The sequence below is a fragment of the uncultured Marixanthomonas sp. genome, assembly GCF_963974425.1.
Taxonomy (GTDB): domain Bacteria; phylum Bacteroidota; class Bacteroidia; order Flavobacteriales; family Flavobacteriaceae; genus Marixanthomonas.
Genome location: NZ_CAXBCK010000008.1, coordinates 29,388 through 45,241, shown reverse-complemented (window position 1 = coordinate 45,241; position 15,854 = coordinate 29,388). Strand labels below are relative to the sequence as shown.

11 protein-coding genes are annotated in these 15,854 nt (G+C 35.8%); 6 read left to right on the top strand and 5 right to left on the bottom strand.

The window, feature by feature from the left end; translation table 11 throughout:
- Positions 1-85: 85 nt before the first annotated feature.
- A complete protein-coding gene (locus AACZ92_RS03455; protein ID WP_339697166.1) occupies positions 86-2,008 on the bottom strand; it encodes a choice-of-anchor B family protein in 1,923 nt (640 codons plus the stop codon).
- Positions 2,009-2,221: 213 nt separating this feature from the next.
- Here AACZ92_RS03455 and thiL point away from each other — a divergent pair, with 213 nt between their 5' ends.
- Complete coding sequence (thiL, locus tag AACZ92_RS03450) at positions 2,222-3,277, top strand: thiamine-phosphate kinase (protein ID WP_339697164.1); 1,056 nt, start codon at positions 2,222-2,224, stop codon at positions 3,275-3,277.
- Positions 3,278-3,280: 3 nt separating this feature from the next.
- Here the strand turns inward: thiL and AACZ92_RS03445 are convergent, their stop codons facing one another.
- The 3 genes from AACZ92_RS03445 to AACZ92_RS03435 all read right to left on the bottom strand — a co-directional run bounded on the left by AACZ92_RS03445 (position 3,281) and on the right by AACZ92_RS03435 (position 5,724).
- A complete protein-coding gene (locus AACZ92_RS03445; RefSeq protein ID WP_339697162.1) occupies positions 3,281-3,523 on the bottom strand; it encodes a hypothetical protein in 243 nt (80 codons plus the stop codon).
- 65 nt (positions 3,524-3,588) lie between these two features.
- Positions 3,589-4,359, bottom strand: a complete 771-nt coding sequence (locus AACZ92_RS03440) for an alpha/beta hydrolase (RefSeq protein WP_339697160.1) — start codon at positions 4,357-4,359, stop codon at positions 3,589-3,591.
- Positions 4,360-4,431: 72 nt separating this feature from the next.
- Entirely contained in the window at positions 4,432-5,724 is a 1,293-nt protein-coding gene (locus AACZ92_RS03435) for an aminopeptidase P family protein (RefSeq protein ID WP_339697158.1), read from the bottom strand.
- A gap of 121 nt (positions 5,725-5,845) precedes the next feature.
- Between AACZ92_RS03435 and AACZ92_RS03430 the strand changes: the two genes are divergently transcribed.
- From AACZ92_RS03430 to AACZ92_RS03415, 4 genes are all read left to right on the top strand, one after another.
- The gene (locus tag AACZ92_RS03430) at positions 5,846-8,686 is read left to right on the top strand and encodes a glycosyl hydrolase (protein WP_339697156.1); all 2,841 of its coding nucleotides are present in this window, start codon (positions 5,846-5,848) and stop codon (positions 8,684-8,686) included.
- Positions 8,687-8,796: 110 nt separating this feature from the next.
- Positions 8,797-9,462: a succinate dehydrogenase cytochrome b subunit gene (locus tag AACZ92_RS03425; protein ID WP_339697154.1), complete on the top strand. Its 666-nt coding sequence runs from the start codon at positions 8,797-8,799 to the stop codon at positions 9,460-9,462.
- Between the two features lie 12 nt (positions 9,463-9,474).
- Positions 9,475-11,478, top strand: a complete 2,004-nt coding sequence (locus tag AACZ92_RS03420) for a fumarate reductase/succinate dehydrogenase flavoprotein subunit (protein WP_339697152.1) — start codon at positions 9,475-9,477, stop codon at positions 11,476-11,478.
- Between the two features lie 17 nt (positions 11,479-11,495).
- Complete coding sequence (locus AACZ92_RS03415; protein ID WP_339697150.1) at positions 11,496-12,242, top strand: succinate dehydrogenase/fumarate reductase iron-sulfur subunit; 747 nt, start codon at positions 11,496-11,498, stop codon at positions 12,240-12,242.
- Positions 12,243-12,304: 62 nt separating this feature from the next.
- Here AACZ92_RS03415 and AACZ92_RS03410 read toward each other — a convergent pair whose 3' ends face one another.
- The gene (locus tag AACZ92_RS03410; protein ID WP_339697148.1) at positions 12,305-14,542 is read right to left on the bottom strand and encodes a response regulator; all 2,238 of its coding nucleotides are present in this window, start codon (positions 14,540-14,542) and stop codon (positions 12,305-12,307) included.
- 109 nt (positions 14,543-14,651) lie between these two features.
- Between AACZ92_RS03410 and AACZ92_RS03405 the strand changes: the two genes are divergently transcribed.
- A complete protein-coding gene (locus AACZ92_RS03405) occupies positions 14,652-15,788 on the top strand; it encodes a methionine aminotransferase (RefSeq protein ID WP_339697146.1) in 1,137 nt (378 codons plus the stop codon).
- Positions 15,789-15,854: the final 66 nt, after the last annotated feature.

Sequence of the window (15,854 nt, the reverse complement as noted above, 5' to 3'; positions counted from 1 at the left end):
TCTAATCCTAACGTAAAAGATTAAATGTTAGCGCGCTACTGATATTGAGTATGTCTCGTCGAGTTTCATAACATTACAAAAGAGCTTATTTTTTTACAATTTTTTTGGTTGCTTTATTGTTAATTGATAAAAAATACATTCCTTTTGAAAGGCTTGAAATGTTTATTATTTTTTTAGTGACGTTGATGTTTTTTTCGGTATAAACCCTTTTTCCCATAATATCATAAACGTCAATAAATTCAATTGTTTTGTTTTCCGAAGTGATATTTACTTCATCTAATACGGGTACTGGAAATATTTTAATGCTATTTTCAAAAGAAACTTCATTAACAGATAATTCTTCTGTTACAGTTAATTGAAAAGAGCAGTTTCCCACGTTTCCAGCATCATCTTCAGCTTCAAAATTGATGGTGTATGTTCCTTCTGTAAGCTCTGTTCCAGCAATAGGGTCTTGTAAAATGGATGGGCTCTGAGTGCAATTATCGGAAGCTTGTACCATATCATTTATTACATAATCGGGTAGCGTGTAAAAATTGACTCCAGAATCATATTCAACAGTGGTATTTGCCGTACACGTTAATATAGGGTCTGTAGTATCTTCTATAGTGATTATTGCTGCGCAATTATCGGTGTTTCCTGAAGGGTCTGTTACGATTAATGTGACCGTGTTTTCTCCTATATCTGAACAGGTAAAAGTATTTTCACTCAAGGATAAAGAGAACGAACCACTATCATCGCTTGAGCCTCCGTCCAATAGGTTAGGGTCAACAATGATTTCTCCATTTGAATTTAATGAGACAGTTGCATTTTGGCAAACTGCAACAGGGTTCGTGGTATCTGGAGCTGATGATTTTACTACAAACAATCCTCCTGAGCGATCACTGATTATAATGTTACCGCTTCCTAGGTATGGATATACATTCCAAACACCTTCATATCCCACACTATTATGAGCACTGAAAGAGTCAAAATATCCTGTTTCGGAAATATTTCCATTTTCAATATCAGAAATATCAAGTACTCTCAATCCAGCAGCATAATTGGCTAAATAGTAATTATCTCCAAGCACATATCCATTATGATCGGTAGCTTCAGTTGTTCCGTAATAATCAAAATCTAATACCGGATTATCAAGGTCGCTCAAGTCAAATATGATAGTCTTTGTGTTAAAGCCAAAATCCTGTTCATCTATTTCGTCGCCAAGTATAAAAAAGCGCTGATCTTCTGTAAACCAACCTTGATGGGTGTAACTTGAATTAGGATAATTAATGGTTGAAATACTTTGAGGGTTTGCTTTATCGGTAACATCTACAATAGAAACATAGTTTTCGTAACCGCTGCTACTTAATAAAATTTCACGACCCGTATAGTCACTATCTGGACCATTATAAGTAACAACTTGTGCATCGTGGGTATATCCGTCATTCCCAAAGCCACCTGCAGCTACAGGGTTTGTTGGGTCTTGTATGTTTATAAAATGAGAGCCTCCATTATAAGTAGATGTTCCAACTGCGTAGGCGTAACCAGTGTCTTCGTTTATCACAATATTATGGGCATTACCAAAATCATCATAATGTGCATCTTCAGTAAATGTTTCCGGTGGATTTGCTACATTTCGTAGTCGGGTTAAATCAAAAACTTGCATTCCGTGTGAAAAATCTTCACTAACTATAAATGCATGATTACTATATGTTTTAACATCTCTCCAATTGCTACTAAAACTGTGTGTTGGTAATTTTCCTAAATATATTGGATTTGTAGGGTCTGAAATGTCAATAAAAGCAGTGCCTCCTTCAAGACCAATAATTGCATATTCTTTACCATTTTGAGGGTCTGTCCAGCCCCAAGAATCATTTGCAGCATTTGCATTCATATCTCCAAGAGAAATGCGTGATTGTAAATCGTACCCATTACAAGGGTATGGACCAGCCATCCCGTTATTACAAGGGGTTTGTGCGAAAACTTGCGTGCATGCCAAAATTAAGAGTGAAAGTAGAGTTTTTTTCATTAGTAAAGTATTTGGTTATACGGTATAAGACTGTGAATTTAGCACTAAATGATATAAGTTAATAAGATTATCATAGAAAATGTGTTGCGAAACTACAAAAATTATTTATAGGGCGAGCATCTAATTAACTCATTATCAATATTGAGTTTTTAAAGACAAAGACAGTTTGTTTAAACGTTAACCCTTATTTTTGCATACTAAAACCTTCTATACATGTTCGATAATAAAAACGATTCAAAAACTAGCATTTCAGAATTGGGTGAATTTGGCCTAATAGATCATTTAACAAAAAACTTTAAAATAAAGCAAGATACTACGGTTAAAGGAATAGGTGACGATGCTGCAGTTATTACTTCCGAAGAAAATAACCAAATAGTCGTTACAACAGATATGTTGGTGGAGGGTGTGCATTTCGATTTAAGTTATATGCCATTAAAACATTTAGGGTATAAAACTGTTGTAGTCAATTTATCTGATGTGTTTGCTATGAATGCTAAGGCAAACCAAATTACCGTTTCAATTGCTGTTTCCAATCGATTCCCAGTGGAGGCGTTGGAAGAATTATATGCCGGAATTGAAACGGCTGCAAGTATTTATAATGTTGATGTGGTGGGTGGTGACACTACTTCATCTACAACAGGATTAGTTATAAGTGTTACGGCTTTGGGTCAAGTAAGTAAAGAAAATATTACTTATAGAAGTGGCGCAAAAGAAAATGATTTATTGGTTTTAACAGGTGATGTGGGCGCTGCTTATTTAGGTCTTCAGGTTTTAGAACGTGAAAAACAGGTTTTTAAAGTGAATCCGAAATCGCAGCCTGATCTTGATAAATATACTTATATAATTGAACGTCAATTAAAGCCAGAAGCGCGACAAGGCATCTCTGTCTTATTGAAAGACCTAGACGTTAAACCTACTTCTATGATCGATGTGAGTGATGGATTATCTTCTGAAATAATTCACATTTGTAAAAACTCGAAAGTAGGTTGTAATTTATATGAAGATAAAATTCCATTAGATCCACAAGTCATCTCAACCTGCGAAGAATTTGAAATGGATAGTACCACCATTGCTTTAAGTGGAGGGGAAGATTACGAGTTGTTATTTACTATTTCTACTGAAGATTTTCCAAAAATTAAAGGGAACCCACACTTAACCGTTATTGGACATATGACTCAAGAGAGTGAAGGGATGCACTTAATAACACGAGCTAACACAAAAATTCCATTGGTAGCAAGAGGTTGGAATTCAATGCAAGAAGACAATTAGAGCTTATATAGCTACGTTTCTGTTTTTCCTTTCAAAAAAGTCTGCTACATTGTTGTTAACCTCTCTAACTTTATGAGTAAGTAATTCTATATTTCCCGTTGGGTTTTCGGTTACTTCACGGCCACAGTGCTTGCACGTATATTCGTGAATGTGATTGGTTATTTTTCGAGTTTCAATGTATTTATGGCCAATGGTTTGACACACTAAACTTTTTATTATAAATGAGGACTTAGAGGAATTACTCATGTTTTTTACGTTTTTTGTTGTGATAAATATATAAAAAAGTTTTAAAAAAACGTTAAAAGGTAAATTTATTCGATGAAATGCAATATTCTATGTGTTTCATCGGTGTTTTCTAACCAACTCATATGTCCTCCTTCTAATTGAATAAGCTTTGAATTTGTTTTTTCTGAAATGTTTTTTGAATCTGAAATAGGCATAATTGGGTCTTCATTACCGCATACCATTACTTTCTCTCTTCTGAAATTTGCTAAAACTTCGGTTCGATCTTTACGATTAATCATCCCGCGAATAGCAGCTTGTATCCCTGCTACTGGAAACTGAAGCGCTTCTTTTTTTAATGCTTCAATTTCAGAAATAAATTTCTTTTTTGAATTTTCAGAAAACAAATTCATAATCGCCATACTTATAAAAGCTTCTGCATTATGATCCAGTACTTTTAAAGCGCGTCTTCGGTTTTGCTTACGTTCTTCTGAATCTGCTGTAGGTGTAGAATTCAATAAAACTAATTTTTCAACTTCATCTGGAAACAATTCAGTATAAGCTAATGCTACATAGCCGCCCATGGAGTGACCTACAAATGTTGCAGACTCAATATTTAATTCATTTAAAGCACTTTTTACTACTTTGGCCATAAGTTGCATGCTGTGTGTGTCAGAAACAACTCCGCTTTTTCCGTGTCCGGGAAAATCTATGGTGATGACGGTATGTTTTTCTGAAAGTGAAAGAATATATTTATCCCACATAGTAGAGCTCTCCAAAAAGCCATGCAATAAAACCATTGCCGGACCGCTTCCGGTTATACTATAATATATAGGAGTGTTTTTAAAAGTGTGTGTCATTTTTTAAGTATAAAAAATCCGGTATAGCGATTTATTTCTATACCGGAATATATCTAAAAACGTTTTAAACGTTTACTTGTTCATGATTTCTTCAATCTCATCTGCTTCAATTGGGATGTTGCGCATCAAGTTATGAGGCTCCCCATTTTCCTGAATTACCACATCGTCTTCCAATCGAATACCAAAACCTTCATCTGGTAAATAAATACCTGGCTCTACAGTAAACACCTGGTTTGCTTGCATCGGCTCCCACAGAATTCCGTAATCGTGTGTATCCAGGCCAATGTGGTGGCTGGTACCGTGCATAAAGTATTTTTTGTAGGCAGGCCAGTCTGGGTCTTCATTTTTCACATCGGCTTTGTCTAGAATTCCCAATCCAAGTAACTCTGAAGTCATTAATTTTCCAACTTCTTCGTGGTATTCTTTCCAAAGTGTTCCAGGTACAAGCATTTTTGTAGCATCATTCTTTACACGGTTTACAGCGTTGTACACTTCTTTTTGTCTTTTAGTGAATTTTCCACTTACCGGAATTGTTCTAGACATATCACTACTGTAATTAGCATACTCAGCACCTACATCTAGCAATATTAATTCGCCGTCTTTACATTGCTGATTATTTTCAATATAATGCAATACACAGGCATTTTTCCCGCTGGCAACAATTGGGGTATAGGCAAAACCACGTGAGCGGTTGCTTAAAAACTCGTGCATAAACTCGGCTTCAATTTCGTATTCCATCACGCCAGGTTTTACAAAATCTAAAATTCTTCTGAAACCTTTCTCTGTGATATTACAAGCTTGCTGCATAATATCCAATTCAATTGGGTCTTTTACAGAACGTAACCGTTGTAAAATTGGATTGCTCTTTGCCCAGCTATGTGCAGGGAATTGTGCTTTCGTTTTTTTAATAAAACGGTCTTCACGTGTTTCGGTTTCAACATTTGCACGGTAATGCTCATTTGTGTTGAAGTATATGGTGTCCGCTTGCGTCATTAATTCAAAGAAAATTTTATCAAACTCCTTAAGCCAATACACAGTTTTAACGCCAGTGGCTTCGGTTGCTTTTTCTTTTGTTAGTTTTTCACCTTCCCAAACGGCAATATGGTCGTTGGTTTCAGTTAAAAATAAAATTTCACGGTGTTTTTCTTCTACAGCATCTGGAAATAATAATAACATACTTTTATCTTGATCTACACCACTCAGGTAAAATAAATCGCGAGATTGTTGAAACGGCATCGTGCTGTCTGCACCAATGGGATAGATGTCATTACTATTAAATACCGCAAGGCTTTTCGACTTCATTTGAGCCATAAAATTTTTACGGTTTTTTATAAATAAGTTGCTGTCAATTGGATGATACTTCATTGGTATTTTTTTCTGAATTTTTTCAAAATTAATGGAAATTAAACCAAAGGCTGCTACTAGTAAAATAAAATTTTGTTAAAGCAAGGGATTTCAGTAATTTCAACGTTTAAAATTACTTTCAATGAAGCATTCCTTACTTTTACTATTCAGTTTCCTTTTTATTTCAGCATTTTCTCAACAACCGGCAACTTCAAAAGCCGAATTAGAAAAAGCGTTGCAACAGAAGGAGCAACTTTCGAAAAATTCACTGGTTAAAAATCTTCCTTTCAAAAATATTGGTCCAACAGTAATGAGCGGCCGTATTGTAGATTTTGCCGTGAACCCCAATAATCCAATTGAATTTTACGCAGGCTATGCCAGCGGTGGCGTTTGGTATACCAATAATAATGGAATTTCTTTTACTCCAGTTATAGATAATACTGTAACCCAAAACGTAGGAAGTCTTGCTGTAGACTGGAAAACCGGAACTATTTGGGTAGGAACTGGCGAAGTGAATGCCTCTCGTTCGTCGTATGCCGGAATTGGCTTACTGAAGTCTACCGATAAAGGCAAAACATGGCAGAATATGGGGTTGAAAGATAGTCATCACATTAGCAAAATATTAATCAACCCTGCAAATTCTGATGAGGTAGTGGTAAGTGCTGTTGGGCATTTATATTCTACCAATGAAGAACGTGGTGTGTATAAAACCGTAGATGGTGGTAAAACTTGGAACAAGACTTTGTTTGTAAATGACGAAAGCGGGATTATTGAAATGGACCGCGATCCTAATAACTTCGACTTAATCTATGCTTCTTCTTGGGAAAAAGACCGAAAAGCCTGGAACTTTACCGGAAGCGGCGAAGGAAGTGCTATCTATAAAAGTACCGATGGTGGCGATAGTTGGAAAAAAGTTTCTGTTTCTGGAAGCGGATTTCCAACAGGTGAAGGCGCTGGGCGTATTGGTTTAGCAGTTGTTGATGAAAATATAGTCTATGCCGTAATCGATAACCAAGACCATAGGGAAAAGAAAAAAATGGAGACTAATAGCGATGCTTTAACCAAGGGCGTATTCAAAGAAATGAGTGCTTCAGAATTCTTGGCGTTGGACAATGACAAACTGAAAAAGTTCTTACGCGCTAATGGTTTTCAGGAAAAATATAAAGCCGAAAACGTAAAAAACATGGTGCGTAGCGGTTCGGTAAAACCAGCTGATCTTGCTAAATATTTAGAAGATGCCAATACGCAATTATTTGACACACCTGTTATTGGTGCTGAGGTATATAAAAGTACAAACGGTGGAAAAAGCTGGAAAAAAACGCACGAAGGCTATATTAATGATTTGTACTATTCGTACGGATATTACTTCGGAAAAATACATGTAGACCCTTCAAATTCAGATAAAATTTACATTTATGGTGTGCCTATTTTAAAATCTGCTGACGGTGGGAAAACTTTCGAATCCATCAGCGCAGAAAACGTACATGCAGATCATCACGCGTTATGGATTAACCCAAAAAAATCAGGTCATTTAATCGACGGGAACGACGGTGGTGTTAATATTAGCTACGATGATGGTAAAACGTGGATTAAAAACAACGCTCCAGCAGTTGGGCAGTTTTATACTGTGAATGTAGATAATGAGGAACCTTATAATGTATATGGAGGTTTGCAAGATAATGGTGTGTGGGTAGGGCCCCACAATGCCAAAATAGATTACGGTTGGCAACAATCTGGACAAAACCCGTATGAAAGTATTATGGGCGGCGACGGAATGCACGTTCAAATTGACAACCGAAATAGCAATATCGTATATACCGGTTTTCAGTTTGGAAATTATTTCAGGCTTAATCGAGAAACTGAAGAACAAACGTACATTCAGCCGAAACATGAATTAGGGGAAAGCCCTTATCGCTTTAATTGGCAAACGCCTATTTTATTAAGCCCGCACAATCAGGATATTCTTTATTTGGGTGGAAATAAATTAATGCGAAGTATGAACCAGGGTGACGATTGGGAAGCAATTTCAGGTGATCTTACCAAAAGTGGAAAGCCAGGAAATGTTGCTTACGGAACATTGACAAGTATTAGTGAATCACCTTTTACATTCGGGTTGTTATATGCCGGGAGTGACGATGGCATGTTACATATTTCAAAAAACGCAGGTGGTAATTGGATGGATGTTTCAAAATCATTTCCAAAAGATTTGTGGGTGAGTAGAGTAATTGCTTCAAAACATAAAAAAGAACGGGTTTATGCTACATTGAATGGCTATCGCTGGGACGATTTCAAAACCTACGCATATGTAAGTGAAAACTACGGACAAACGTGGAAAGATATTAGTAGTAATTTACCAGCTTCACCTGTAAATGTAATTAAGGAAGATCCTGAAAATGAAAATGTACTATATATAGGTACAGATAATGGAGCGTATGTTTCATTTAATCAAGGTGAAAGTTGGGAAGCTTTTTCAGAAGGTTTACCAAGTGTGGCGGTACACGATTTGGTGATTCAAGAGCGTGAAAAGGATTTAATTTTAGGAACACACGGCCGTTCTTTTTATTTGGCTGATGTTACTTTGCTTCAGCAAATGAATGCTGAAAAAATGAGCGATTTAATCCTCGCGGAAATTGAACCTATTCGAGCATCTCGTCGTTGGGGAAGTAAATATGGAGAGTGGTATGATGTAATAGAACCTTCAGTAAACCTTCATTTTTATAGCCCTTCAAAAGGGAAGGGTGTTATTACTATTGAAACAGAAGAAGGAAAGCAGTTGCAAAATCTCAATATTGATGTTGTAAAAGGAATTAATGTGGTGGAATATGATGCATCAGTTTCAGAAAAAGGAAGAAAAACTTTGGAAAAAAATGATGTCGAATTGAATAAAGCTGATAACGATACTTACTATTTGCCAAAAGGAATGTATAATGTGATTATTACTAAAAATGCTGCTAAGTCAAGTCAAAAACTAGAAGTTAAGTAGCCTTTGTATTTAAAATAGTTCTAAATAAACAGGAAAACAATTGATACTTTTTGCTGAAAGCTTTTTCGGTGGTATTTTTGTCTACCTTAATTTTTGAAAATTAACCAATAATGGGAATATTATCCGCTTCGATCGCCAAAAAAGTGGCGATGGCCCTTTCAGGTCTATTTCTTGTATTTTTTCTTGCACAACACTTTACAATCAACTTTTCTTCAGTTTTTTCGGAGGAGACGTTTAACAGTTGGTCTCATTTTATGGGTACCAATCCGTTAGTGCAGTTTGTTTTGCAACCCGTATTAATTTTTGGGGTTGTATTTCACTTTGTAATGGGAATTATCTTAGAGCTTAAAAATAATAAAGCTCGAAAAATAAGTTATAAATCCTATAAGGGAAACACCAATTCTACGTGGGCATCTCGGAATATGATTATTTCAGGAGCTGTGATCTTAGCATTTTTAGGGTTGCACTTTTACGACTTTTGGGTTCCAGAGATGGTGCACAAATATGTTGAATCTAATCCTGATGATTCATTTCGTTACTATGGCGAATTAGTTCATAAATTTGAAAGCCCAGTACGAACTGGAATTTATGTTCTTTCGTTTGTGTTATTAATGTTCCATTTATGGCACGGGTTTGCTTCTTCCTTCCAAACTATGGGTTGGAACAACAAATTTTCAAAAGCGGTTAAAGGATTTACAAAACTGTATGCAATTGTAATTCCGTTAGGCTTTATCATTATTGCCTTATACCATCATTTTAATCAAATTTCCCACTAAACAGCAAAAGCTATGTCGATATTAGATTCTAAAATACCAAAAGGACCCTTAGACGAGAAGTGGAAAAACCATAAAAACAATATTAACCTTGTTAATCCTGCGAACAAACGAAATATCGATGTTATCGTTGTAGGAACAGGTTTAGCCGGAGGAAGTGCCGCTGCCACCTTAGCCGAACTAGGGTATAACGTAAAAACATTTTGCTATCAAGATTCCCCTCGTAGAGCACACTCTATTGCGGCTCAAGGAGGAATTAACGCTGCAAAAAACTATCAAGGAGATGGTGATTCTAACTACCGTCTTTTCTATGATACAGTAAAAGGTGGCGATTATCGTTCTCGCGAAGGGAATGTATACCGTCTTGCCGAAGTATCTGCTAATATTATTGACCAATGTGTGGCACAAGGAGTTCCTTTTGCTCGTGAATACGGAGGTTTGTTAGATAACCGCTCATTTGGTGGTGTGTTGGTGTCGCGTACTTTTTACGCAAAAGGACAGACAGGACAACAATTATTATTAGGAGCGTATGCTGCTATGAACCGCCAAATAAACCGTGGTAAAATTCAGCCGTTTAACCGTCACGAAATGCTAGATTTAGTAATTGTTGACGGAAAAGCACGTGGGATTATTGCCCGTGATTTGGTTACTGGTAAACTAGAAAGACATTCAGCACACGCGGTTGTTATTGCATCAGGAGGATACGGAAACGTATTTTTCCTATCAACGAATGCGATGGGAAGTAATGTGACTGCATCTTGGAAAATTCATAAAAAGGGCGCCTACTTTGCAAACCCTTGTTACACACAAATTCACCCAACCTGTATTCCAGTTTCGGGAGATCATCAGTCAAAATTAACGTTGATGTCTGAATCCCTTCGGAATGACGGGCGTATTTGGGTTCCGAAGAAAAAAGAAGATGCAATTGCTATTCGTGAAGGCAAAAAGAAACCAACAGAACTTTCTGAAGAAGAACGCGATTATTACTTAGAGCGACGTTACCCATCGTTTGGGAACTTAGTACCTCGTGATGTGGCTTCTCGTGCTGCAAAAGAACGTTGTGATGCTGGATTTGGTGTAAATAAAACTGGAGAAGCCGTGTTTTTAGATTTTGCTTCTGCGATTGAGCGTTACGGAAAAGAGCAAGCGGTAATGCACGGAAATCACAACCCGAGCAAAGAAGAAGTTATAAAATTAGGAACAGAAGTCGTTGCTAATAAGTACGGTAACTTGTTCGAAATGTATGAAAAAATTGTGGATGCAAATCCATATAAAACTCCAATGATGATTTACCCTGCCGTGCACTACACGATGGGTGGCGTTTGGGTAGATTACAATTTACAATCAACCATTAAAGGATGTTACGTTACTGGAGAAGCTAACTTTAGCGATCACGGAGCTAACCGACTAGGTGCTTCTGCCTTAATGCAAGGTTTGGCCGATGGTTATTTTGTATTGCCATATACAATTGGTGATTACTTAGCCGATGATATTAGAACTGGAGAAATTTCAACTGATCTTCCAGCTTTTGAACAAGCAGAAAAAGATGTTCGCGAACGATTAGAGAAGCTAATTAACAACAAAGGAACCAAGTCTGTTGATGATATCCATAAGCGTTTGGGTAAAATCATGTGGGACAAGGTTGGAATGTCCAGAAATGCGAAAGGCTTAAAAGAAGCTATTTCAGAAATAAAAGCATTACGAGAAGAATTCTGGAAAGAAGTAAAAGTACCAGGTTCTATGGATGAAATGAACCCAGAACTTGAAAAAGCAGGTCGTGTAGCAGACTTCTTAGAATTAGGAGAATTGTTCGCTAAAGATGCTTTGCACCGTGAAGAATCATGTGGTGGTCACTTTAGAGAAGAGTACCAAACCGATGAAGGTGAAGCGAGGCGTGACGATGAAAACTTTATGTATGTAGCTGCATGGGAATACAAAGGAGAGCCTAGCGAAGCAGTATTGCATAAAGAGAACTTAGACTACGAGAACATTGAAGTGAAAACTAGAAGTTATAAATAATATTTAAAGCTTAACTTATGAAGCTTACTCTAAAAATATGGCGTCAAAAAGGCGCTAACACAAAAGGAAGTTTACAAACCTACCCGATTGACGGGATAGATGGTGATATGTCTTTTTTAGAAATGCTAGACGTTTTAAACGAACAGTTAATTGAAAAAGGAGACGAACCGGTTGTTTTTGACCACGATTGTCGTGAAGGTATTTGTGGATCTTGTTCCTTACAAATTAACGGAAAACCACACGGACCACAGCGTCACACTACGACGTGTCAATTACACATGCGTAGCTTTAATGATGGCGATACGGTAGTGATTGAGCCGTTTAGAGCAACTGCTTTTCCTGTGATTAAGGATTTGGTGGTAGATCGTAGTGGCTTTGACCGTATTCAACAAGCCGGAGGATATGTTTCAGTTAATACTTCTGGAAATACAATTGATGCGAATGCTACTCCAGTAGAAAAAGATAAGGCAGACGAAGCTTTTAACTCAGCCACATGTATTGGTTGTGGAGCTTGTGTAGCAGCTTGTGTTAATGCAAGTGCTATGTTGTTTACTTCAGCTAAAGTAAGTCAATTTGCTTTGTTGCCGCAAGGAGAAGTAGAAGCGACAAGACGTGTTTTAAATATGGTAGAGCAGATGGATAAAGAAGGTTTTGGAGCGTGTAGTAACACCGGAGCTTGTTTTATTGAATGTCCAAAAGATATTTCATTAGAAAATATTGCACGTATTAATCGCGAATACTTAAAAGCGAGTGCGGAAGGATAAAAAATCGATTTTATAACAAGAAAACCCAAACTAGCTAGTTTGGGTTTTTTTATGTTTTACTTTTAAAAGAATTGTGGCTCCATTTTACCAGAGTAATAAACAGTTAGGTTTCTTAAAATAACTTGTAAAAACTTGTTCATATCATATGGTTTTACAATGATGTCATTCATACCGCTATCGTATATTTCAAGTCTCATATCTTCTACTTCCACGGCAGTTAAGGCTACAATAGGGATACTTGTATTAAAAGTCCTAATCTCTTTTGTAGCTTTCAAGCCATCCATTATGGGCATATTAATATCCATTAAGACCAAATCAAAAGTATTTTGCTTTACTTGTTCAACCGCTTGTAGTCCGTTTTCGGCAACGGAACAAATTACTTGATTTTTCTCCAATATTTTTTTGGTCACAGCTTGATTAATACGATTATCCTCAACAATTAAAATACGTCTGTTTATCAATAATTTCTTGTTTAATAAGCTGTCTTCTAATTTCTTTTCGGTTGTTTTTGCTATATCGAAAATTAAACTGAACCAAAAGGAAGAGCCTTTTTCTTTTTTACTTTCTAGGTGTATTTTAGAGTTTGAAAGTGATACCAATTTTTTAACAATGGTAAGGCCCAGACCTGTTCCTTGATAACTATAATTTTCACTATCTACTTGAGAAAATTCATTGAAAATTCGTTTTTGATCTTTTTCTGAAATACCAATTCCCGTGTCTTCTATTTTAAAGCATAACAAAGCTTTGGTGGGGCATGTTTCTTCAGGGGTCACGGTGATAGTTATTACTCCGTTTTCTGTGAATTTACATGCGTTGCCTACTAGGTTCATTAAAATTTGTGAAAGGGCAATTGCGTTTCCTTTAAGTACTTTGGGGACCTCTTCTGAAATATTTATTACTAATTTGTTTTTGTTCTGAAGCCGCATATACTCAAAGGAAGCACCAATTTTATTAATTAAATTTTCAATATTGAAGGTTGTAATATGAGCTTCTAATTTGTTGGCATCTATTTTATTTATTTGGAGGACATCATTTATTAAGGCTAAGAGATAATCTGCAGAAAACTTTAATGATTTAAGGTCTTTTTCGTGGCTTTTTAAAGAGGGGTCTTCCAGTAATATAGAGCTTAACCCTATTACGCCATATAAAGGGGTGCGCAATTCGTGGCTTACTGTTGAGAAAAACTTAGTTTTGGAACGGGACATTTTCTCAGCGTGTTGCTTAGCTTCTAAAATTTCAAAATTCCTTTTTTTCAATTGATTAACTAATTGTTTTCGTTTTCGATAGGCTAATAAGAAGAAAATAAAAAGCAATAATAGAACGGCAGATATAATGTAAAGTATTGTGTTTAAGTTGCTTTTATTTTTTACAATTTCAGCTTGAAGCTGATTTTTTAATTCTGCCGCTTCAACATCTTTTTTATATTCTGAAAGTTGAAATTGAGCTGAAACAGTTTCGGTTTGAGCATTATTAACATTGCGAAGGTTTTCTTCAAGGTATTTGTCAAATATTAATCTTGTTTTATAGGCTTCTTCATATTTTTTTTGTCTAAACAAACTTTTACTAAGCGCTAAATATGCAGATTCTAACTCAAATGTGAGGGATTCTTTTTGAGCATTCTCAATAGCTTTTCCTAGATAATCATCAGCTAAACGATAGTTTTCTTTTTCAATATGGTATTCGCCCATTAAAATATCAATACCAATATAATTGTAGTACTCTTTATTAAAACTATTTAGTTTTTGAGCTTTTAATAAATGTACATATGCTTTATTAAAATCCTTTGCTGCCATGGCGGTGAGGATGGTATTGTAATGTGCATCTGCAATACCAGAAGAGTCTTTTAGTTTTTCAAAAAGGGTTATAGATTTGTTATGGTACTGTAATGCTTTTTTATAATTTTGGTCTAATTCTGCATAGACGTTTGCCAAATCCATGTAAGAAAGGGCTGTTGCCGTATCATTTTTTGAAAGCTTTGCATATTTTTCAGACTTTTTAAAACTTTCTTTGGCGTGAAGAGTGTCATTTAACTCTAAATAGTCATACCCTAAATTTCGGTAGCCTTGGTGAATGTAATAATTGTTTTGTTCTGCAAGTCCTTTTTTAAGAAGTTCAATATTTAACTTTAAAGATTCTGTGTAGTTTCCTTTGTTATAGTAAACATCTGCATTCTTTTCTAGCTCATTAAAAGTTGCATTTTTGTATAAAGGGACAGAAGAGTCTAAAGGTTTTTTAATCTGCTGGGAAAATCCAGCTAAGTAAATAAAAAAAAGGCAATATATAGGTAGATTTTTATTCATAAAAACGACTTCAATAAAAGCTAACAAGTTACGCAATTCCTTAAAAAAACCTTACCTATTTAAAAAGGTAACTTTTGGAGAGCTGAGATGATAGCCTTACATTTATAAAATGACTTCAAAATTACCAAATACAACCACTTCAATTTTTAGTGTGATGAGCAAATTGGCCTCAGACCACAATGCTATAAATTTAGCTCAAGGCTTTCCTGGGTTTAAAAGTGATCCAGACTTGATTAATATGGTGGATAAAGCGATGAAAGATGGCTATAACCAATACGCTCCTATGCCGGGGGATAAAAAATTGCGAGAGGTTATTTCAAAAAAGATAGAAAATTTTTATTATAAAAAATATAACGCCGAAAGGGAAATAACTATCACTGCTGGTGCTACACAAGCTATTTTTACAGCGATTGCAGCTACTATCCATAAAGATGATGAGGTGATAATTTTTACACCAGCGTACGATTGTTACAAGCCTTCAGTTGAACTTTTTGGAGGAAAAACTATTGCAGTACAACTTGAAGCTCCTAACTATGAACCAAACTGGGGTGACGTTGCGAATAAAATAACATCTAAAACCAAGATGATTATAATTAACACACCCCATAATCCAACTGGAATGTTGTTTTCTGAAGATGATATGCTACAACTGCAAAAACTTGCTGAAGAACATGATCTTTTGGTTTTAAGTGATGAAGTGTACGAACATATTGTTTTTGATGGCGAAGAACACCAAAGCGCGGCTAAGTTTCCGCAATTGGCAAAACGTAGTTTTATAACCGCTTCTTTTGGGAAGACGTTTCATAACACTGGTTGGAAAGTGGGCTATTGTGTAGCCCCAGAATATTTAATGAAAGAGTTTCAAAAAGTACATCAGTTTAATGTGTTTTCGGCAAACCATCCTATTCAAAAAGCATTGGCGACCTATTTACAAAATGAAGAAAACTATTTGTCACTTCCTGCTTTTTATCAACAGAAAAGGGACTACTTTCTAGAACTGATTAAAGATTCCCGTTTCAAATTCATTCCTTCAAATGGAACTTATTTTCAATTGCTTGATTTTTCTAAAATTTCAGAAGAACGTGATATCGATTTTGCAGATCGATTAACCAGAGAACATAAAATTGCGACCATTCCGACTTCGGTTTTTAATGAAAATAATGAGGATTTCAAACAAATTAGAGTCTGTTTTGCTAAAACAGATGCTGAGTTGAAAAAAGCTGCTACAATCTTAAATTCAATCTAGAAAATAAATAGTTAATGTTGTTGTTATAAAAAATTCTGATACTTAAATTATGTATTGAAATCATGA